Origin of the sequence: Amycolatopsis sp. NPDC049691 (assembly GCF_040675005.1) — a bacterium.
In the GTDB taxonomy this organism is placed as follows: Bacteria; Actinomycetota; Actinomycetes; order Mycobacteriales; family Pseudonocardiaceae; genus Amycolatopsis.
In genome coordinates, this window is sequence record NZ_JBFANX010000008.1 from 1 (window position 1) to 20,384 (window position 20,384).

The window sequence follows — 20,384 nt, forward strand, 5'->3', positions numbered from 1 at the left end:
CGTACCCCGCCCCCTTTGGTTGTGTGTGGGGGGGGGGGGGGGGGGGGGGCGGCCCCCCCCCGGGCCCCCCCCCCACCACCGGTGCGGCGGGCGGTCCGCGTCAGCCGTGCGCCGAGAGGTCGAAGCCGATGTACTCGGCGGCGTCCTCGGGGTTGGCGAACAGCAGAGTGCGGTCGTCCAGGTGCACCATGCGCCCGTAGTGGGTCGAGCTGATCTCCTCGAAGATCGAGCCGTCGAACGGCTGGCCGAGGGCGTCGGTCAGTTCGGCGTAGTCGAATTCGAGCAGCTTCGTGCCGTCGACCCGGATCATCGACGGGTACTCGACGAGCTCGACGCCGTCCTTGGCGCCCATCACGTCCGCGACGACGCGGCCGATCGGCGTGTTCATCAGGGTGACGCCGCACATGTTCGACGACCCCGCCTGGGAACCGAACTGCAGGGGACTGCTCACTGGTCCAACTCCTTCGGAACGTCGAGCCCGATCTCCTCGAGCAGCTGGGCGAACTTCTCCTTGGTCGCGGCGAGCGAGTCGGCGAAGGTCCGCGTCTTCTCGGCGGGCTGCGACCAGATCGGCTGCAGCGCGTGCGCGGCGTCCAGGCACCGCGGCACCCAGGTCGAGAGCCACCGGCCGAACAGCTCCTTGTTGCCGTCGGCGAACTGCTCGTCGCGGGTGAGCAGGCGGAACAGCGCGCGGGTGTAGGCGAGGTCGCGGCTGTAGTCGTGCTCGCCCGTGCCGACGAGGGTCGGGGTGATGTAGTCGCCGTTCTTGGCGGAGATCTGCATCACCAGCTCCGAGCGGAAGAGCTGGCCGACGAGCTGCTCGAACACGACGTTGGTGGCGAAGAGCAGCTCGGCCCAGTCACCGACGGCGGTCAGCTCCTCGACGACGCGCCGGGTGGGCTGCCACTCCTCGGCCGACTGCCAGACCTCCTTGTGGACGCCGCCGTCGAAGGTGTCGAGCGACTCGGCCAGGTCGAGGTTGAACAGCGCGAGGTCCTGGGCGAAGCGCATCTTGTGGGCGGCGTTCACCGCGACCGCGGTGTTGATCATGTTCGTCGGACCCGACCGCTGGATCGAGGTGAACACGTGCAGCGCCATCCCGTTCTCCGCGTGCATCCAGGCGCCGAGGTTGCGGGCGATGAACTTCTGCCAGGCGGGGTTCCAGCCGTCGTAGGCGTTGGCGCGCTTGGCGTTCTCCAGCCCGAGCGCGACCTGCCGGACCACCGCGGAGTTGTTCCGGTAGAGGGTCTGCTCCCACTCCTCGTTCGGGTCGAGGAAGGCGTGCCAGTTCGACGACTTGGCCTGGGTCCACTCCTTCGGGTAACCGCCGGGCCCGTCGCCGAAGCCGTAGATCCAGCCCTGGGAGAGGTGCCGGTCGGGGTCGGGCTGCACGTCGACGGTCACGTCCTCGTACACCGTCGCCCGCAGCTTGGCCGGCTTGAAGTACGAGTACGCCCGGCTCTTGGAGCTCGGGAACTCCAGTGCGCCGGCTTCGGAGTCGGTGAACTCCACCTTCGGGAAGCTGCGCACCTTCGGCGCGGGTGTTGCCATCTGTTGTGTCCTCTCACTCATCGTCGTTGACCGAGGTCGTGAACTTGTCGTAGAACACCTGGTCGTCCGGAACGCCCTGGCGTGCGGCCAACGCCAGTGCGGCGTCGACCATCGGCGGTGGGCCGCACAGGTAGACCTCGCTCCGGTGCAGTTCCGGTTCCCCGGCCTCGGCGACGTCGGTGACCATCCCCCGTTCGGCGCGCACACCCAGCTCGCCGGCGCCGTCGCCGGATTCCGAAAGGGCGACGACGAACTCGAAGTCCGCCAGCCGCTCGCCCAGCGCGCGGATCTCGTCGAGGTAGAAGAGGTCCGCCGGGGTGCGGGCGCCGTAGTAGAAGCGGATCCGGCGGGTGTCGCCGGTTTCGCTCAGGTGCCGCAGCAGGGCGAGCACGGGGGCCATGCCCGCCCCGCCCGCCAGCAGCACCAGCGGCAGCACGTGCCCCTTCTTGAGGGTGAAGTTGCCGTACGGGCCGCGCAGGTCGATCGGGTGACCGACCTCGATGCCGCTGTCGAGCAGCGACGAGAACTTCCCGCCCGGGTACTTCTTGATGACGAACTCGACATGGTCCGTTGTGGACGGTGTGGTCGCCATCGAGAAGGACCGCTTTTCCCCGGTGCCCGGGATGGTCAGCTCGGCGTACTGCCCCGGCTTGAACTCCAGCGCCGCGGGTTCGACCGGCTTGAGCTTGAGACCGACGATGTCGTGCGTGTGCTCGACGATCTCGACGACCTCGGTCCGGACGTCCTGCAGCGGGGCGGAGTTGAGCAGCTCCTCCTCGTCGAAGTTCAGCAGCTCGATGGTGCAGTCGCTGAAGGCGTGCGCGCGGCAGAGCAGCACGTAGCCTTCCTCGACCTCGGCGTCGTTGCAGGCGAACGTCGAGTAGCGCTCCATCTGGATTTCGCCGTCGAGGACGTAGGACTTGCACGCCGAGCACTGGCCCTCGCGGCACCCGTGCATGAGGTGGATGCCCTGGCGGAAGGCGGCGTCGAGGATCTTCTCGTCCTCGCCGACCTCCATTTCGATGTCGACCGGTTCGAAGGAGATGCGGTGCTTGTCGGCCATCGTTCTCTCGATTCTCGGAGGCGGCCGGCGGGCGCGCCGGAGGCAGGCGCCCGCCGGCCGCCGGCCATCAGGCGACCGTGACGTTCGGGTTGGCGCGGTAGGCCGCGGCCCACTGCTCGCGCTCGGCGTCCGACATCACGTTGAGGGTCACGTTCGGGCTGGCGAACCGGATCCCGCGCAGGTCGTCGAGCGTCCACAGCTTCTTGGGGTCGTCGAGGTCCAGGTGCGGCTGCGGGATCAGCGTCCTGCCGTCGTCGCGGACGTACCCGAGGTCCTTCACGATGTCGGCCAGATCGCGGTCGTGGTGCAGCGTTTCCCACTCGCGCTGCCCGGTGAGCCGGCCCATGTTCGGCGTGGCCCGGCCCTCGTACTCCGGCCGGAACGCGACCTTGTCGGTCCAGGCGCAGGTCTCCGAGCAGTAGGTCCGCCACTGGTCGTCGACCTTGTCGACCACCAGGTCCTCGCGGACCAGGCACGGCACCATGCAGGTCCAGCAGCGGTGCGGGTACTCGTAGCCGACGTCCTCGAACGCGATCGGCTTGTTGCGGCCCGGGCGGCTCAGCCGGTTGTAGGCCTCCCACCACTTGCCGAACTGGTCGTACCAGCCCGGGTACTTGTGCTCGAACCACTCGAAGTCGGCGTCGGTCATGCCGTCGATCCGCCAGTAGTTCACCGGCCACCCGGTGGCGAAGAACTGCGCGACGCGGTGGACGTAGAACTTGTTGGTGATCCGGTTCCACGCCTCCTCGACCAGGTCGTGCGGGATCACGAGGCCGTACTTCTCCAGCGGCAGCAGGTAGCTGCGGTAGTAGTCGTCGTAGATCCAGCGGCGCCACATCTCCGCGTAGGACTCGCGGTCCTTGCGGCGGTCCTTGGTGCCGTACTCGATGAACGTCCCGATCGCCGCGTCCACCACGCAGTGGTTGTTCCACCACGCGTACCGCAGGTCGCGTTCGAGCAGCGGCCGGTTGCGCTCGTCGGCCAGCGCCATCAGCAGGATCGAGTAGCCGTTGCTGATGTGGCGCGACTCGTCGGACTGCACCGAGTGGAACACCGTCGGCAGCAGGTAGTCGCCGTTGGCGGCCGCCTCGTCGGGCATGGCGACGAACAGCGTGTTCGTGAACGCGGTTTCCGCGACCACCGTCAGGTAGATGTTCGCCGCGGTGATCGCGTCACCGGTGATGAACCCCTCGCCGAACTGCCGGCCGATCGTGCCCGCGTAGTTGTTCGCGAACGCCTTCTCCGTGATGTCGAAGCCCGCCGGGTCGATGTAGTTGTTCATGTACAGCTTCTTGAGGTTCATCTGGATCGTCGAGTGGCGGACCTCGTCGATCATCTGCACCGCGAGTCCGTTGTGGATCTCGGGGTTCGGCACCGCGTCGATCGCCATCGGCATCGCGCGGGCGGCCGAGATCTCCGGGAACGGGATGATCGAGAGGAACAGCTTCTGCCATTCGAGCCAGCGCTGCTGCACCTGCCGGAACATGTTGCCGCGGATCGCGCCGTCCATGGCGCCGAAGACCCGGTTGTCCTTCTCCTCCTCCATCGGGAAGTAGGAGCGCATGATCTGCTTCAGCGGGTCCTTTTTGGGCGCCTTCTCGAACGTGTAGTCCGTCCCGAACCGGGTCGCCGGCGTGGCGAACGTCGGCTCCCACGACAGTTCCGTGATCTTGTTGTGCGCTTTGGTGAGACTCTGCCTGCTCAAAATCGGCCTCCTCGAAACCGGGGTCTCTCAGCCCGGCCGGTCGTCTGACGGAGGAGAGTGTGTTGCCGATCGCACCCGGGTTCTGTCTCAATGTGAGATGGAGCGGGACGCGGTTGTGGGCGACGATGTCCGGAACGGGCAGGGCCACCACACTGTCCGAAGGCACCGACCGTCAAAGGAGACGCTGGTGACGACGCGAGGAGACCGGCCGGGAGCGCAGCCGATGCGCCGCCTGCGTGAGATGTTCCTGTCTTCCGCTCCCCTGCCCGAGGTACCCGGCGTCCGCGACGTCATCAGCGCGTCGTGGCGCCGCGCGCTCGCCAACCGGGTCGACAGCGAGGCACCCGACCCGGTGTTCGTCACCGACCGCGACGAAGAGAGCCTCCTGGTCCACAGCGCGACACCCGTATTGGCGAACCTGTCGGAGGAGATGGCCAACCACCCCGTGGCGATCCTGCTGACGGACGCGGACGGGCTCGTCGTCAGCCGGCTGAGCACGGATCGCGCCCTGACGTCCGGTTTGGACACCATCTCACTCGCCCCCGGGTACAGCTATGCGGAGGAGTCGGTCGGCACCAACGGCATCGGGACCGCCCTCGAGTGCCAGAAGTCCGTGCTCGTCTCGGGCTTCGAGCACTTCAACGGCCGCCTCACCGAGTTCGAATGCGCCGGCGCCCCGATCATTCACCCGATCCGGGGTCACCTGGTCGGCGTACTCGATCTCACGTCGTGGGCGGAAACCTCCGGTCCCCTGCTCCTGACGCTGGCCCGCACGACGGCGAAGCGCATCGAGGAGGCGATGCTGGCGAGCACCGGCGCCCGGGAGCTGAGTCTCTTCCGCGAGTACCTCGCGTCCTGCCAGCGCGGCTCCGGGGCGATCCTGGCCGTGAACCAGGACGTCGTCATGGTCAACAGCCACGCCGAGGAGCTCTACGACGTGACCGACCGGGCCGCCCTGATCACCCACACCGCCGACCTGGTCGGCTCGACGAAGCCGGTGACCGTGGTCGCCGACCTCCCGTCGGGAGTGGTCGCCCGGTTGGAGTACCGGCCCGTCTACAGCGGATCGACCCTCGCGGGTGGCGTGTTCCGCGTGAAGAACCAGGCCCACACCCGGCGCGGGGCCCGCCGCAGCGAGGTGCAGCTACCCGGCGTCGCCGGCAACAACCCGCAGTGGCGGCAGGCGTGCGCCACCGCGGACACCAGCTTCGCCGAGCGGAACTGGCTGGCGCTGAGCGGCGAGAGCGGCGTCGGCAAGGCCGCCATCGCGCAGGCCGTGGCGCTCCGGCACGGCCGCCGCGCGCTGGTGGTCGACTGCCAAGCCGTCGCCGGCGACCACGAGGAGTGGGCCGAGGACCTGGCCGACGACGTCGCCCGCGGCGAACCGCCGGTGGTCGTCATCCGGCGTGCCGACGCCCTCACCGGCGACGCCCTGCAGCGGCTCACGAGCCTGCTGACCAGCTGGCAGGGTGCTCCCCCGGAGCGCACCCCGGCCTGGGTCGTCATCACCCTCGGCGAGGAGCCCGCGGGCTCGGACGTCCAGGGTTGCCTCATGCCGTTCTTCGCGCACACCGTCGAGGTGCCGCCGCTGCGCCACCGGCTGGACGACCTGCCGCACCTGGTCCCCCACCTGCTCGCCCGCCACGCGACCAGCCGGCCCCTCACGATGTCGGACGCCTGCCTGCGCCAGCTCATGCGGCTGCCCTGGGCCGGCAACGTCCGCCGGCTCGACCAGGTCGTCGCCGAAGCGGCGCGGCGTCGACGCAGCGGCACGATCGAGATCCCGGACCTGCCCGCCGAGTGCCGCACCTTCACCCGCCGCCAGCTGACCAAGCTCGAGGCGATCGAACGCGACGCGATCGTGCACAGCCTGGCCGCCAACCGCGGCAACAAGGAACGCGCGGCGGCCGAGCTCGGCATGTCGCGCGCCACGATCTACCGCAAGATCCGCGCGTTCGGGATCGTCGCCGAGCACACCTAGGGTGGCTTGGTGCCGGGTCTGTTCTCGGGCGTCAGCGCCGTCCGCCCGCCGCGACGACGTCGTGTTCGACCCGGCGCATCCACCGCCAGAACTCCGCACCCCGGCCCGGGGCCAGCAGCCCCAGGTGGCGGCCGGGGACCGTGGCGGCGAGGAAGGCCGCGGTCGTCCAGTCGCACCACGCCCCGGTCGCGTCCTCGGTGGCGACGGGATCGTCCTCGCCGCACAGGGCGGCCAGCGGGCACCGCACCGGCGTCCCGGCCGGGCCCCGGTACGCGGCGGTGAGGGCGACGTCGCGCCGCAGCAGGTCCACCGCGTACGCCCAGACCTCGAAGGACGCGCGGTTTCCCCGGTCGGGAACGAACCCTTCGCCGCCCAGCACCTCGAGCAGGCTGTCCTCGCCGAGCCGCCGGTAGCGTCCGCGGACCCGCCGCTGCGGCGCCGGCGTCCCGACGGCGACCACGGCCGCGGGCAGCGGGCCGCAGCGGGTGCGCAGCCGCTGGGCCAGCTCCACCGCGACGAACGCCCCCATGCCGAACCCGGCCACGACGGTCCGCCGGACCCACGCGGGGTCCCGGACGAGCAGCTCGCCGGTGAGGTGCTCGGCCAGCTGCTCGAGCGACGCGGCCGGCGCAACGTGCAGCCGCTCGCCCCGGCCCGGGTACTCGGCGTCCCACACCTCGGCGCCGCCCGCGGCCCCGGCGACGTGCCGCAGCGTGCCGACAGTGCCACCGGCCGGCGGGAGAAGCAGATACCGGCACTCGTCCGTGCCACGCCGGTTCCCCGGGGACAACGACCTGATGGCAGCGGACATGACGAATCCTTCGGTGCACGGCGTCGGCACTTTCCCGGTTTCCGGAAAGGAAATCGGCAATCGAGGCACGGTTTTCGGATGTCGACCGATGTCGATCATCGTCTTCCCGAAAAGATACGACTCCGCCGGAGCGACGCGCGTAACGGTTCGGTCGCGTTGCCGGAAACGTGCCGGCCGTTCTCGGCGACGTAACTACATCGGCGACAGGTGGCACGAGGAGGCCGGATGGACCACGGACCAGACGACGAAGCGCGCTGAGCCGATGACCGGGCCGCTGCCGTTCGTCGGCCGGGAGGCGGTGCTGGCCGAAGCCGGCGCCGTGGTGGCGGGCGCGCGGGCCGGACGTGGCGGCCTCGTGCTGCTGACCGGGGCCGGTGGGGCCGGCAAGACGCGGCTCGCCGCGGAGATCGCCGCGGCCGCGGCCGGCTTCCGCACCGTGTGGGCGTGGTGCCCGCCGGGCGGCGACGCGGCCGCGCTCGGGCCGTGGGCCCAGGTGCTGCGCGACCTCGTCGGAGCCGACGTCCGCGGCGGCCGGGTCGCGCGGGGCTCGCCGGAACTGCGGGCCGTGGTGACCGGCCGGGCGGCCGACGACAGCGCGACCGACCCCGAAGAGGCCAGGAGACGGCTGGGGCGGGACGTCGCCGCCGTGCTGCGGGCCGGTGCCGCGGAAACCCCGCTGCTCGTGGTCCTGGACGACGTCCACGAAGCCGATGCCTCGTCGCTGCGGCTGCTGGCCGAGACCGCGGCGACGGTCCGGACGGCCCGGGTCGCCGTCGTGGCGACCGCCCGCGACGACGACCGCGCCTGGCGGGGCCGGGTCCAAGCGCGCGCGGACCTGCTCGGCCGGGCCCTGTGCCTGCCGATCGGGCCGCTGCGCGAGGACGACGTCGCCGAGCTCGTGACCGCGGCGACCGGGCGCCCGGCCACCCCCGCCGAGGTCGGGTCGATCGTGGCCCGCACGCGCGGCGAAGCCTTCTTCGTCACCGAGCTGGTGCGCCACGGCATCGGCACGACCGTGCCGGCTTCCGTGCGCGCGGTCGTCCAGGCCCGGATCGCGGCCCTGCCCACCGGCCACGCGGACACCCTGGACGCGGCGGCGGTGCTGGGCGTGCGGTTCCGGCTCGACCTGCTCGCCGAAGTCGTCGGCAGAGGACTCGCCGACATCCGCGCGATCCTGGGCGACTCGGCCGCGGCCGGGCTCCTCGGCGAGCTGGACGCGGGCTCGGCGACGTTCCGCCACCAGCTGCTGCGTGACGCCGTGTACGACGCGGTGCCCCCGGCCGAGCGAGCCGGGCTGCACGCCCGGGCGGCCGCGGTCCTGGCGCGCTACGCCGAACGCGGCCGCGACGCCGGGCCGGCCCAGGTGGCCTACCACTTCCTGCGGGCGGGGCCGGAACACGCGCGGGCGGCCGCCCGGTACGCGCGGCTCGCGGGGGACCACGCCGCGGAGCTGCTGGCCCACGACGAAGCTGTCGCGTGGTACGAGCGCTGCCGCGAGCTGCTCGGGGCGGCCCGCCCGGCGACCACGGACGAACCGGCACCGGCGGGCGGCGACCAGCCTGGCGCCGAAGGGGACCTCGCTTCCGGCACTGCGCGGCTCGGCGGGGGCACAACCGACGAGGACCTCGCGAGCCCACTCACTTCCAGCACCACCCGACTCGCCGCCGGCACCGCGGACGAGGATCTCGCCGGCCTGCTCATCGCTTCCGGCACCGCCCGGCTCGGCGCGGGCGACCGAACCGGCGCGCGCACCGACTTCCTCGCCGCCGCGACCCACGCCGCCTCCCGGCCCGAGCTGCTCGCCCGCGCCGCGCTCGGGCTGGGCGCCGGTGCCTCCGGGATCGAGGTCGGGCTGCTCGACCGCGATCAGATCGCCCTGCTCGAGCGGGCGCGGGCCGCGCTGCCCGCCGGGGACTCGGCGCTGCGAGCGGCCGTCACCGCGCGGCTCTCGGTCGCCACCACCCTGCTCGAACCGGACCAGCGGCGGCTCGCGCTGGCCGAGGAGGCGCTGGCGATCGCCCGCCGCGTCGGCGATCCGGCCGCCACCGCGCAGGCCTTGGCGGCCTTGTGCGACGCGAAGCCGGGCCCCGGGCACTGCACCGACCGGCTCGCCTGGGCGGGTGAGGTCGTCGAGCTGGCCCGCGGCTTGCGAGACCCGAAGCTGGAGCTGCTCGGACGGCGGCTTCGGCTGGTCGCGTTGCTGGAGACCGGCGCCGTGGCCGAAGCGGACGCCGAGGCGCTGGCCTTCGAAGGTGTCGCCGCGGGGCTGGACCAGCCGTTCTACCTCTGGTACGGCCCGCTGTGGCGGGGCATGCGGGCGCTGCTGGAAGGCCGGTACGACGACTGCCGGGCCACGCTCGCGCGCACCGAAGAGCTGGCTGAGGTGTCCGGCAGCGCGAACGCCCTGGTGCTCGCCGCGACCCAGCGGTGGTGCCTGCTCGCCGCCACCGGCGACCGCGACGGGCTGACCCGGCTGTTCGCCGAGGTGTCGCTCGAGGAGCTGCCCGGCGTCTGGCCGCGCGTCACCCTGGCGCTGGCCGCCGCCCAGTTCGGCCGCCTCGACGAGGCGCGTGACCGGCTCTCGGCGGTCGCACCACGGCTGGCGACCGCGCCCCGCGACTCGGAATGGCTGCCCATGCTGGCCCAGGCCGCCGAAACCGTCGCGCTGACCGGGCCGCACCCGGTCGCCCGGGCGGTCTACGACTGGCTCCTCCCCCACGCCGGCCGGTTCGTGGTCGAGGGCATCGGTGCCGCGGTCCGCGGGCCGGTGCACCGGCACCTCGCGCTGCTCGCCCAAGCACTCGGCGAACCGTCCGGCACCCACCGCGCGCACGCGCTCGCGGCGGCCAAGGCGATCGGCGCGACGGCACTCGCGGCCACGATCGAAGCGGAGTCCGGCACGGCGACCGTGCCCGCCGGGGACACGTTCACCCGGGACGGCGACCTGTGGGTGCTCCGGTTCGCCGGCCGCGAGGTCCGGCTCGCCGACGCGAAGGGCCTGCACGACCTCGCGTGCCTGCTGGCCCGGCCGGGCGTCGCCGTCCCGGCCGTCGAACTGGCGGCACCGGGCGCGCCGCCGCAAGGCGACCTCGGCGACGTCGTCGACGCGTCCGCGCGCGCGGCCTACCGCACCCGGCTGCGAGAACTCGAAGCCGCCGCGGACGCGGCGGACGAGGCCGGCGACGCCGCCCGTTCGGCGGAGATCGCCGCCGAACGGGCGGCGCTGCTCGACCAACTGTCCACCGCGTACGGACTCGGTGGCCGTCCCCGCCGCACCGGTTCGTCCGCCGAACGGGCCCGGACCGCCGTCACGGCCCGCGTTCGCGCGACCATCGACCGGATCGGCCGGGTGCACCCCGAGCTGGGCCGGCACCTGCGCGCCGCCGTCCGCACCGGCAGCCTCTGCGCCTACGAACCGGAGACACCGCACACCTGGCGGACCTGACCGCACATCGTGCGGCCGGATCTCACGCCTTCGGGGTGAGACCACTTCCGTCCGTGAGGAGACGCCATGCCCCGCACCACGAAAGCCGAAGCCACGCTGTCGGTCGACGAGCCCGCGATCGAAGGCCGTTACGCCGAACTCGGCGGGTACACCGTCGGCTACGAAACCCACAAGGCCGACCTGGACCCGGCGCCGCTGTTCCAGGGCCTGCCGGAGGACCGGTGCCAGTGCCCGCACTGGGGCACGGTCGTCCGCGGCAAGGTCGTGTTCCGCTACGCCGGCCACGACGAGGTCTACCAGGCCGGCGACACCTACTACGGCGCGCCCGGCCACCTGCCGCTGCTGTTCGCCGGCACCGAGGTGGTCGAGTTCAGCCCGACCGCCGCCCTGACCGCGACCATGGACGTCGTCGGCCGCAACCTGGCCGCCGCGAAGGCGCGGTGAACGTCGTGTACCTGGCTGCCTACCACTTCGACGGCGCGGCGGAAGACCTGCTGCCCGCCTACGACAAGCTCTTCGCCGCGTTCCCGCCCGACCGGATCCTGCTGCACACGTGCGTGGTGCGCGACGGCGGGATCACCGTCTTCGACAGCTGCCCGGACGAAGCCACGTTCACGGCCTTCAGCGGCGACCCCGGCTTCGCGGCCGCGATCGCCGGCGCCGGCCTGCCCCGGGCCAGGATCGAACCGCTCGGCGAAGTCCACGCCGTGCGCGGCACCCGGACGGTGGCACCGTGACCGATCTGTCCACTATGGACGCGACGGCGCAGGCCGCACTGGTCCGTCGCGGTGAGCTCACCGCGACGGACCTGGTGGAAGCCGCGATCGAGCGGATCGAGCGCCTCGACCCGGTGCTCAACGCGGTCGTCACGCCGATGTTCGGCACCGCGCGGGAAGCCGCGCGGACCGCGACCGGCCCGTTCGCCGGGGTGCCCTTCCTGCTCAAGGACCTCGTCGCCGAAGTTCCCGGCGTGCGGTTCACCGAGGGCTCGGTTTTCCTGCGGGACAACGTTTCCCGGTTCGAGTCCGAACTGGTCCGGCGGCTGCGCCGGGCCGGGCTGGTCCTGCTCGGCAAGACCAACACCCCGGAGTTCGGCATGGTGCCCGCGTGCGAACCGGTGCTGCACGGCCCGACGCGCAACCCGTGGGCCCCGGACCGGTCGACGAGCGGCTCCAGCGGCGGGTCGGCGGCCGCGGTGGCGGCCGGCCTGGTGCCGATGGCCCACGGCAACGACCTCGGCGGCTCGCTGCGCTTCCCGGCGTCCGCGTGCGGGCTCTTCGGCCTCAAGCCGACGCGCGCCCGGATACCGCTCGGCCCGGAGTACGGCGATGTGCTCGGCGGCTGGGCGGTCGAGCACGCACTCACCCGCTCGGTCCGCGACAGCGCGGCGCTGCTCGACGCCATCGCGGGCCCCGCGCCCGGAGACCCCTACCCGGCGCCGCCGCCCGCCCGGCCGTACGCCGCCGAAGCCGGCACCGATCCGGGCCGGCTGCGGATCGCGTTCAGCCCCCGGCTGCCGGACGGCTCGCTCGGCCACCCGGACTGCGTCGCCGCCCTGGACGACGCCGTCGAACTTTGCACGGAACTGGGTCACGAACTGGTCGAAGCCGACCTGCCCGGCCTCACGCCGGCGGTGGGCGACGCCATCGGCACGGCGTTCAACGCGGCGACGGCGTGGATCGTCGAATACTGGATCCGCCGGCTCGGCCGCCGTCCCGAACCCGGCGAGCTGGAACCGCTGACCGAGGCGTACTGGGCGGCGGGCCGGCGCGTCAGCGCGGCGCAGTACCTGCTGGCGACCGAGGACCTGCAGGCGTTTTCCCGGGTGGTGGCGCGGTTCCTGGGCGACTTCGACGCGTGGCTGACCCCGACGATGTCGGCGCCGCCGGCCCGCATCGGCGAGATCACGTCCACGCGCGAGGAACCGTTGCGCGCCCTCGAACGCGGCGCACCGACGGTGGCGTACCCGGCGGTGGTCGCGAACATCACGGGCAACCCGGCGATGTCGATCCCGTTGTGGCGCACCGAAGAGGGGCTGCCGATCGGCGTCCACTTCCTCGGTCGTTTCGGCGACGAGGCGACGCTGTTCCGGCTGGCCGGCCAGCTCGAAACGGCCAAGCCCTGGCCGGTCGTCGCACCGGAACTCGCGTCCCTTTGACCGGCCAGTGGCACAAGAAGGGACTCCCCGGGCAATCCGTCACCGGGTGTATCAAGCGCGATTCGCCTGTCTCCGTCCGGCAAGCGACCTCGCCAAGTCAGCGGCCGGCCACGAGGGCGGCCGCGACGCGGGCCACGGCCGGGTCCTCGTCGCGGGTCAGCTGCCGCAGGGTGTCGTGCGCGAGGGGTGGCGGCAGCTCGGCCAGTGCCTGGGTCAGGCGGATCCGCACCGCCGGGTCCGCGGTGTTCGCCAGCTCGGTGGCGAACGCGCTCATGACCTGGTCCGCGCAGCCGTGGTCGGTGGCGAGGGAACTCAGGACTTCGGCGGCCTCGACGTCGTTCGTCCCTTCGACGACCATGCCGGCGAGGATCGGGACGGCCGCGCTCTCGCCGCGGTTGCCCGCCGCCAGCGCGGCCGGACGGCGCACCGCCGGGTCCGGGTCGCCGAGCGCGCCGACCAGCGCCGACGCGGCTTCGTCCCCGGGCAGCTCGGCGATCGCCCGGATCGCGCGCCGCCGGATGCCGGCGTCCGGCGAGCGCAGGCCGGCGGCCAGGCTCGCCACGGCGTCGCCGCCGGCCCGCGCGAGCGCCCACCGGAGCGCGCCGGCGACGTTCGCGTCGGACTCGGCGAGGACCGCCTTGGCCAGCACGTCGGCGGGCACCGGGCCGTCCTCGGCCGGGGCGAGGACGGCCTGCTGCCGGCGCGCGGCGTGGGGCGAGTCGAGCCCGTGCAGCAGTTCGACGACGCGCAGGACGTCCTGCCAGCCGCCGGGTGCCGAGGAATCGATCGCCCGGAGCCGCTCGAGCAGCTCCTGTTCCCGCTTGAGCCGGTCCTCCGTCCGCCGGATGAGGTCGCCGACCAGCACGGCGGGCGGGAAGTCCGGGTCCGCCAGCGCGTCGCCGATCTGCCGCAGCGACAGCCCGAGGGAGCGCAGGCCTTCCACGTGGAAGATCCGGCGGATGTCCGCTTCGGAGTATTCGCGGTAGCCGCCGACGGTGCGGCCGGTCGGCCGCACCAGCCCGAGGGAGTCGTAGTGCCGCAGCATCCGCGTGCTCACCCCGGACCGGCGCGCCACCTCACCGATCAGCACGCCGCTCCCCCGGCGCGCTCCGGGCCGAGCGCGACGACCCGCTTCGCCTCGTCGACGGCCAGGTCGAAGCCGGCGTCCGGGTCGTGCAGGAGCCGTTCCGTGGCCCGGGCGTGGGCGCGCACCACGGGGTCGGCGGCGGCCAGTGCCGCCCGCAGGACCGGCTCGATCACGTCCCCGAGCGCGACGAGGGCCCGGCTGAGGCTCAGCCGCGTGTCCCGGTCGCCGCGGCCGAGCTGGGCGGTGAGCCGTTGTGCCAGCTCTTCGCGGTCTTGGTCCGGCACGAGGACGACGGCGGCCCGCCACGCGCTGCGCTTGACGTCGTCGTCGGCGTCGGCGAGCAGCGCCGGCGTGATCGCCGGCCACGCGGTGCGGTCGCCGATCTTCGACAGCGTGTGCAGCGCCTGGCTCCTGGCCTGCGCGCGCCCCGAACGGAGCTCGGCCAGCAGCCGGGGGACGGTGCTTTCGGCGGGCAGCCGGGTCAGCGCCCAGGTGAGCATGTCGCGCACGAAGAAGTCCGGCTCGACCGCGCACCGGGCGACGAGGGCGTCGGCCAGGCCGGGGTCGGCGTGCGTGCCGGCGGCGAGCGCCGCCTCCAGGCGCGTCGAGGAGTTGCCTGCCGCCAGCGCGGCGAGCAGGCGTGGGTCTGGGTTCCGGTTGATGGGGATCACCTCCTGCCGCCAGTGAAGACCTTGTCACAGTGTCAAGGTCAAGCGCGGGCAGGCGCCTCAGCCGAAACCGTTCAGGTGAACGTCGGTCAGGCGGGTCGTGCGGGTCGTGCGGGTCGCCCACGCCGACGCGTGGCCGGCGAGGGCCAGCGACTCCACCCAGCCCTCGATCGTCGCGTGCAGGGGGGCCAGTGGTCACCGTCCAAGCCGAACTCGCCGGCCGGTCCGATGACGAAGCCGTAGGGCGCCGGCGGGAGGGAGATCCCGCCCCAGCGATCGTGGAACGCCACCGCGCGGTCGATCTGCGCGGCCGGGATCCCGGCGCGCAGCCAGGGGGCCCGGTACGGCTCCAGCGAGCCCACGTCGAGCCGGACCCCGTGCCGGGCCACGAACCGGCGCGCGCGAGCGCTCAGTTCGGCTCCGGGCACGGACAGGTCCACGCGCCCACGCCAGCGCGGAACCGGTCACCCGGGAGCCGCGCGCTCCCGGGTGACCGGAGACCCTCAGCTCACCTGCAGGTCGATGCAGCTGTAGAACGCGTTCGTCGTGTCCGCGATGTTCCACACCGCCAGCACCGTCTGGCGGCCCGTGTGGTTGCCCAGGTTCACCTGGTGCGACACGCTCGCCGGCGGCTGCTGGTTGTTGCCGCTGATGTCGGCGACCTTGTCGTTGCCGATCCAGTACTCGTAGTTCGACGTGCGGTGGCGGGCGGTGAAGGTCCACGTGAACGTCGCCGTGCGGCCGACCGGCGAGGCCTTCCAGCCCTTGCCGTTGTCGTTCAGCTCGGCGAACTGGGAATTGCCGCCGTTGCAGGACTTCAGCCCCTTCGGGCCTTCGACGCTCTGGGGCTCGTACTTGATGTTGCCGCAGGACACCGTGCCCTGCGCGCACTGGGCCTGGCGGCTCGCCGGGGAGTTGACGTAGCCGTGCGCGCTCGCGATGCCGGCGGGGCTCACCACCACCAGGACCGGGGCCAGGAGTGCGCCCGCCGCGGCCGCGACCAGTTTGCGGTTCATACCAGCTCCTTCGGGGACAGGCTCGCTTCCCGGGCACGACGAAGTCGCGGCGGGGTTGGCCCACCACGGCCGGGAAGGGGGTTCGAGCGAAGGAAAATTGTGGTCTAGACCATACGGCGAATCGGACATCGGGTCAACAGCTGGCAAAGTCGCGGTTTCTGTTGGTAAGACGCCAACTGTCACCCGATGTTCCGGTCAGCGGGACCCGCCGGAGCGACCTTGCCGCACCGCGCGCCACGCCTGCCTCTAGGATTCGCCGGTGACCACCTACGACGACACGTTCGAGCACCTCGACGCCTCGGCCCTGCCGGAGCGGCAGCAGAAGATCCTGGTCGTGATCCGGGACTGGGTGGTCCGCCACGGCTACTCCCCCAGCACCCGCGAGATCGGCGAGGCCGTCGGCCTGCAGTCGACGTCGTCGGTGTCGAAGCACCTGGCGAGCCTGGAGGACAAGGGTTTCCTGCGCCGCGGCGCCACGGTGTCGCGCCCGATGGACGTGCGCGCGTTCCTGCACGGCAGCGCACCCGCGGCGGACGCCGACTCCGTGCCCGTGCCCGTCGTCGGCGACATCGCCGCCGGCACGCCGATCTCGGCGGTGGAGCACGTCGACGACGTCCTCAAGCTGCCGCGCGACCTCACCGGGCGCGGCACCGTCTTCGGTCTGCGCGTGCGCGGCGACTCGATGATCGACGCGGCCATCTGCGACGGCGACATCGTCGTGGTCAAGCAGCAGACCGAGGCCCACTCCGGCCAGATCGTCGCGGCGATGATCGACGAGGAGGCGACGGTCAAGGTGTACCGCCGCCGCGACGGTCACGTCTACCTCGAGCCCCGCAACCCGGCCTACGCCGTCATCGACGGCGACCGGGCGGCGATCCTGGGCGTGGTCGTCTCGGTGCTGCGCAGCGTCTGACTCACCACGTGACCGGCAGCTCGTAGACGCCGTACACGGACCCGTCGTGCTTGAACGGGACCCGCTCGACGTCGGTGGCCAGTGCGAGCGTCGGGATCCGGCGGTACAGCGTGCCGTAGACGACCTGCAGCTCGAGCGAGTCGCGGGTGAGGTCGAGCCGGTCGCCGTCGGGGAACACCTCGGGGTCGCGGTTGGCGACGTCGTTGGCCAGGATCAGGCCCTCCCCCGCGCGGATGGTCTCGCCGGCGACTTCGATGTCCTCGAGGGCGACGCGGCGGCGGCCGTTGTGCGTGATGTTCAAGTACCGCAACAGTTCCTCGACCGCCGACGCGACCAGTGCCGGGTCGGCGGACTCCCGCAGCAGCGCCAGCTGGTCGGGGTGCTCAAGCAGGGCCAGGGTGCCGAGCGCGATCATGTTCGCCGTCGTCTCGTGCCCGGCGATGAGCAGCAGCACGCCCATCTGCGCCGCCTCGGTCCGCGACAGCTCCCCCGCGTGGACGCGGCCGGCGAGCCCGGACAGCAGGTCGTCGCCGGGCGCCGCGAGCTTCTCCCCCATCAGCCGGTCGAGGTAGCCGACGAGCGCCCGGTGCCCGGCCGCCCGCTCCTCGGGCTTCGCGTCCCGCCGGATGATGACCTTGCTGTTCTCCTGGAAGAAGCCGTGGTCGGTGTACGGGACGCCGAGCAGCTCGCAGATCACCAGTGACGGCACCGGCAATGCGAACGCTTCGACGAGGTCGGCCGGTTTCGGCCCGGCCAGCAGCCGGTCGATCTGCTCGTCGACGATCCGCTGCACCGCCGGGCGCATCGCGGCGACGCGGCGGATCGTGAACGGCGCCGTCACCATCCTGCGCAGCCGCGCGTGTTCCGGGTTGTCCATCAGGATGAAGCTGATCCCGGTGCCGCCCTTCGGCAGCGGCGCCGGGCTCGGGTAGCCGGGGCGGGTGATGTCGGCGCTGACCCGCGGATCGGCCAGCAGCGACCGCTGCTCGGCGTAGCGCGTCACCAGCCACGGCGTGCTGCCGTCCCACAGCCGGACGCGCGCGAGCGGTGCCTCCGCCTGCAGCGCGCGGGCCGCGGGCGGCGGGTCGAACGGGCAGCCGGCGGCGCGCGTCATCGGGAACTCGGGGATCTCGGCGGTGCTCGTCATCGTTCCTCCGCGGTGGCCGTCGGTTCGTGATCAGTCAACCGAAGGCTGCTACGCTAAGTCAAGCGACTGATTTAATTCAGCTACCCCCGGAGGACTCTTCGTGCCCGACCCATCCACGCCCGCGAGAGAGGCGTCGCCGCGGGCGAACCTCGTCGTCGGGGTCCTCGCGCTCGCGGGCATCACCGTCTCGCTGATGCAGACGCTGGTCATCCCGCTGATCCCGGCCCTGCCCGGGCTGCTGCACGCCTCCGCGGCCGACGCCACCTGGGCGATCACCGCCACCCTGCTCGCCGGCGCGGTCGCGACGCCGACCATGGGCCGGCTCGGCGACATGTACGGCAAGCGGCGGATGCTGCTCGTCAGCCTCGGCGCGCTCGTCGCGGGCTCGGCGATCGGCGCGCTGTCGGACAGCCTCGTGCCGATGGTCGCGGGCCGGACACTGCAGGGACTGGCCGCCGGCGTCATCCCGCTCGGGATCAGCATCATGCGCGACGAGCTGCCCGCCGAACGGCTCGGCTCGGCGACCGCGCTGATGAGCGCGTCGCTCGGCGTCGGCGGCGCGCTCGGCCTGCCCGCCGCGGCGCTGCTGGCCGAGAACGCCGACTGGCACGTGCTGTTCTGGACCGCGGCCGGCCTCGGCGTGGCCGTCACGGCGCTGGTCGTCGCGCTCGTGCCGGAGTCGCCGGTGCGCACCGGCGGCCGGTTCGACGTCCTCGGCGCGGCCGGGCTGTCGGTCGCGCTGGTGTGCTTGCTGCTGGCCGTCTCCAAGGGCGCCGACTGGGGCTGGGGCAGCGGGGCCACGCTCGGCCTGTTCGCCGCGGCCGTGCTGGTTCTGCTGCTGTGGGGCCGGTGGGAGCTGCGCACCCCGCGGCCGCTGGTCGACCTGCGGACGAGCGCGCGGCGCCAGGTGCTGCTGACGAACATCGCGTCGGCCGTCTTCGGCTTCGCGATGTTCGCGATGTCGCTGGTGCTCCCCCAGCTGCTGCAGCTGCCGGCCGCCACCGGCTACGGCCTCGGGAAGTCGATGCTGGTGGTGGGCCTGGTGATGGCGCCGTCGGGGTTGGTCATGATGGCGCTGGCGCCGGTGTCGGCGCGCATCACGGCCACCAGCGGCCCGAAGACGACGCTGATGGCCGGCGCGGTGGTCGTCGCCGCCGGGTACGCGCTCGGCATCGTGCTGATGAGCGCGACCTGGCACCTCGTGCTGGTGTCGAGCGTCATCGGCGCGGGCATCGGGCTCGCCTACGGCGCGATGCCCTCGCTCGTGATGGGCGCGGTGCCGGTGTCGGAGACCGCGGCCGCGAACAGCCTCAACACGCTGATGCGCTCGATCGGGACGTCGGTCTCCAGCGCGACGGCGGGGCTGGTCCTCGCGCGGCTGACCATCCGGTTCGGGCCGGTGGACCTGCCGTCGCAGAACGGGTTCCGGCTCGTACTGGGCATGGGCTCGGCCGCGGCGCTCATCGCGCTCGGCGTCGCCGCGTTCCTGCCCCAGCGCTCGCCGGCGACGCCGGAGCCCGTCGCGGCCGGCCGCTGACGCTCGTCCGGGCGGGCGGTTCGCGCGCGGTGCGCGTCCGGTCAGCGCCGCGCGGAAACCTTCGGACAGCGCCGGGCCACGACGGCCCGGCACCGACCCGGAGGAGCCGGACATGACGAAGAACGCTTTGGTGACGGGGGCTTCGCGCGGGATCGGCCGCGCGATCGCGCTGCGGCTGGCCGCCGACGGCGCCGTGGTCGCGGTGCACCACGGCGGCAACGAGGTCGCGGCCAAGGAGACGGTCGCGCTGATCGAGGCCGCCGGCGGGCAGGCGTTCCCCGTGTGCGCCAGGTTCGGCTCGGACGGCGCCGTCGACCGGCTGGCCGACGCCGTCACCGAGGCGTTCGACGGCTTGGACGTCCTGGTCAACAACGCGGGCATCGGGTCCCACAGCCGCATCGGCGAGGTGACGGAGGAGGAGCTGGACCGGCTGCTGGCGGTCAACGTCAAGACGCCGATGCTGCTGATCCGGCGGCTGCTGCCGCTGCTGAACGACGGCGGCCGGGTGATCACGGTCGGCTCGATGGCTTCGCGGATCGCGGTGCAGAGCCAGATCGCTTACACGGTCAGCAAAGCGGCGGTCGAGGCGCTGGCGCCGACACTGGCCAACGAGCTCGGCCACCGCGGGATCACGGTCAACACGGTCGCGCCCGGCCCGATCCGCACCGACCTGACCGAGCCGCTGCTGGCGATCCCGGAGGCGGCGGCGGGGCTGACCGCGATGACGGCGCTGGGCCGGATCGGCGAGCCGGAGGACGTCGCGGGGGTGGTCGCGTTCTTGGCGGGACCGGACGGCCGGTGGATCACCGGCCGGACGCTCGACGTTTCGGGCGGCACGTACCTCGGACCGATCGGGTGAGCCGGTGTGGCCGCCCGGGTTTGGGGCGGCCGCTGCCCAGGTGTGTGGCGCCAACACTCGGGCGCCTTGGTGACAAGGCGCCCGAGTGTTGGCCGAGGCCGGGCGTCGCTTGACGGCTACTCGTTTTGGTCGCGGGCCGCGCGTTCGCAGGACCGGGGCGAGTCAGGATCGGGCGGCCAAGCCGTCCAGGTGCAGCACCCCATCCGTGTGGTGCGCGGCGACGAACTCCGGCCCCTTGGTCACGAGACGCGCGATCGCCGTCGCGTGGCCGTGGCCGAGGCCGTGCTCGGTCTTCAGCCAGGTGACGATTTCGCCGTGCTTCGTGAGGTTCTTCTCCGCGGCCAGGTCGAGGAAGGCGCGCGGGGTGATGCCGGTCTGCTGCTCGGCGTTGTCGAGGTAGGCCTGAAAAGACATCGGTGACTCCCAGTTCGGCCCGAAGGTTC

The 20,384-nt window shown here is 72.6% G+C and carries 18 protein-coding genes; 8 read left to right on the forward strand and 10 right to left on the reverse strand.

Translation table 11 applies throughout. From position 1 onward, the window contains the following. Positions 1-100: 100 nt before the first annotated feature. The 4 genes from mimD to AB0J40_RS19565 form a co-directional block, all read right to left on the reverse strand. Positions 101-451, reverse strand: coding sequence for a propane 2-monooxygenase effector subunit MimD (mimD, locus tag AB0J40_RS19550; protein ID WP_229902428.1), 351 nt, complete (start codon positions 449-451; stop codon positions 101-103). After that, positions 448-1,551, reverse strand: coding sequence for an aromatic/alkene monooxygenase hydroxylase subunit beta (locus tag AB0J40_RS19555; protein ID WP_364454766.1), 1,104 nt, complete (start codon positions 1,549-1,551; stop codon positions 448-450). The genes mimD and AB0J40_RS19555 overlap by 4 nt, the downstream gene beginning before the upstream one ends. Before the next feature lie 13 nt (positions 1,552-1,564). Further along, positions 1,565-2,614 carry an FAD-binding oxidoreductase gene (locus AB0J40_RS19560; protein ID WP_364454769.1) on the reverse strand — a complete coding sequence of 350 codons (1,050 nt, stop codon included), beginning with the start codon at positions 2,612-2,614 and terminating at the stop codon, positions 1,565-1,567. Between the two features lie 67 nt (positions 2,615-2,681). Further along, positions 2,682-4,319, reverse strand: a complete 1,638-nt coding sequence (locus AB0J40_RS19565; protein ID WP_364454771.1) for a methane monooxygenase — start codon at positions 4,317-4,319, stop codon at positions 2,682-2,684. A 187-nt stretch (positions 4,320-4,506) separates the two neighbouring features. Here AB0J40_RS19565 and AB0J40_RS19570 point away from each other — a divergent pair, with 187 nt between their 5' ends. Continuing rightward, positions 4,507-6,300, forward strand: a complete 1,794-nt coding sequence (locus tag AB0J40_RS19570; protein WP_364454774.1) for a helix-turn-helix domain-containing protein — start codon at positions 4,507-4,509, stop codon at positions 6,298-6,300. Between the two features lie 31 nt (positions 6,301-6,331). Here the strand turns inward: AB0J40_RS19570 and AB0J40_RS19575 are convergent, their stop codons facing one another. Continuing rightward, the gene (locus AB0J40_RS19575; RefSeq protein WP_364454776.1) at positions 6,332-7,111 is read right to left on the reverse strand and encodes a thioesterase domain-containing protein; all 780 of its coding nucleotides are present in this window, start codon (positions 7,109-7,111) and stop codon (positions 6,332-6,334) included. Positions 7,112-7,373: 262 nt separating this feature from the next. Here AB0J40_RS19575 and AB0J40_RS19580 point away from each other — a divergent pair, with 262 nt between their 5' ends. From AB0J40_RS19580 to AB0J40_RS19595, 4 genes are all read left to right on the forward strand, one after another. Further along, positions 7,374-10,556 (forward strand): AAA family ATPase, encoded by a 3,183-nt coding sequence (locus AB0J40_RS19580; RefSeq protein ID WP_364454778.1) that lies wholly within the window; start codon positions 7,374-7,376, stop codon positions 10,554-10,556. A 66-nt stretch (positions 10,557-10,622) separates the two neighbouring features. Then, on the forward strand, positions 10,623-11,000 hold the full coding sequence (locus tag AB0J40_RS19585; RefSeq protein WP_364454779.1) for a hypothetical protein: 378 nt from the start codon (positions 10,623-10,625) through the stop codon (positions 10,998-11,000). Further along, on the forward strand, positions 10,997-11,293 hold the full coding sequence (locus AB0J40_RS19590) for a hypothetical protein (protein ID WP_364454782.1): 297 nt from the start codon (positions 10,997-10,999) through the stop codon (positions 11,291-11,293). The genes AB0J40_RS19585 and AB0J40_RS19590 overlap by 4 nt, the downstream gene beginning before the upstream one ends. Beyond that, on the forward strand, positions 11,290-12,714 hold the full coding sequence (locus tag AB0J40_RS19595; protein WP_364454784.1) for an amidase: 1,425 nt from the start codon (positions 11,290-11,292) through the stop codon (positions 12,712-12,714). The genes AB0J40_RS19590 and AB0J40_RS19595 overlap by 4 nt, the downstream gene beginning before the upstream one ends. A gap of 97 nt (positions 12,715-12,811) precedes the next feature. Here the strand turns inward: AB0J40_RS19595 and AB0J40_RS19600 are convergent, their stop codons facing one another. The 3 genes from AB0J40_RS19600 to AB0J40_RS19610 form a co-directional block, all read right to left on the reverse strand. Beyond that, entirely contained in the window at positions 12,812-13,804 is a 993-nt protein-coding gene (locus tag AB0J40_RS19600) for a HEAT repeat domain-containing protein (RefSeq protein WP_364454787.1), read from the reverse strand. Continuing rightward, on the reverse strand, positions 13,798-14,472 hold the full coding sequence (locus AB0J40_RS19605; protein WP_364454789.1) for a HEAT repeat domain-containing protein: 675 nt from the start codon (positions 14,470-14,472) through the stop codon (positions 13,798-13,800). The genes AB0J40_RS19600 and AB0J40_RS19605 overlap by 7 nt, the downstream gene beginning before the upstream one ends. Positions 14,473-14,972: 500 nt before the next feature. Further along, positions 14,973-15,485 carry a lytic polysaccharide monooxygenase auxiliary activity family 9 protein gene (locus AB0J40_RS19610; RefSeq protein WP_364454792.1) on the reverse strand — a complete coding sequence of 171 codons (513 nt, stop codon included), beginning with the start codon at positions 15,483-15,485 and terminating at the stop codon, positions 14,973-14,975. Between the two features lie 259 nt (positions 15,486-15,744). Between AB0J40_RS19610 and lexA the strand changes: the two genes are divergently transcribed. After that, entirely contained in the window at positions 15,745-16,398 is a 654-nt protein-coding gene (gene lexA, locus AB0J40_RS19615; protein WP_364454794.1) for a transcriptional repressor LexA, read from the forward strand. Between the two features lies 1 nt (position 16,399). Here the strand turns inward: lexA and AB0J40_RS19620 are convergent, their stop codons facing one another. Further along, positions 16,400-17,545 (reverse strand): cytochrome P450, encoded by a 1,146-nt coding sequence (locus AB0J40_RS19620; RefSeq protein ID WP_364454797.1) that lies wholly within the window; start codon positions 17,543-17,545, stop codon positions 16,400-16,402. 100 nt (positions 17,546-17,645) lie between these two features. On the opposite strand from AB0J40_RS19620, the gene AB0J40_RS19625 reads away from it, so the two are divergent. After that, complete coding sequence (locus tag AB0J40_RS19625; protein WP_364454800.1) at positions 17,646-19,082, forward strand: MFS transporter; 1,437 nt, start codon at positions 17,646-17,648, stop codon at positions 19,080-19,082. A 112-nt stretch (positions 19,083-19,194) separates the two neighbouring features. Then, positions 19,195-19,941 carry an SDR family oxidoreductase gene (locus tag AB0J40_RS19630; protein WP_364454802.1) on the forward strand — a complete coding sequence of 249 codons (747 nt, stop codon included), beginning with the start codon at positions 19,195-19,197 and terminating at the stop codon, positions 19,939-19,941. Between the two features lie 162 nt (positions 19,942-20,103). On the opposite strand, the gene AB0J40_RS19635 is transcribed toward AB0J40_RS19630, so the two are convergent. Beyond that, a complete protein-coding gene (locus AB0J40_RS19635; protein ID WP_364454805.1) occupies positions 20,104-20,355 on the reverse strand; it encodes a DUF4287 domain-containing protein in 252 nt (83 codons plus the stop codon). Positions 20,356-20,384 lie beyond the last annotated feature (29 nt).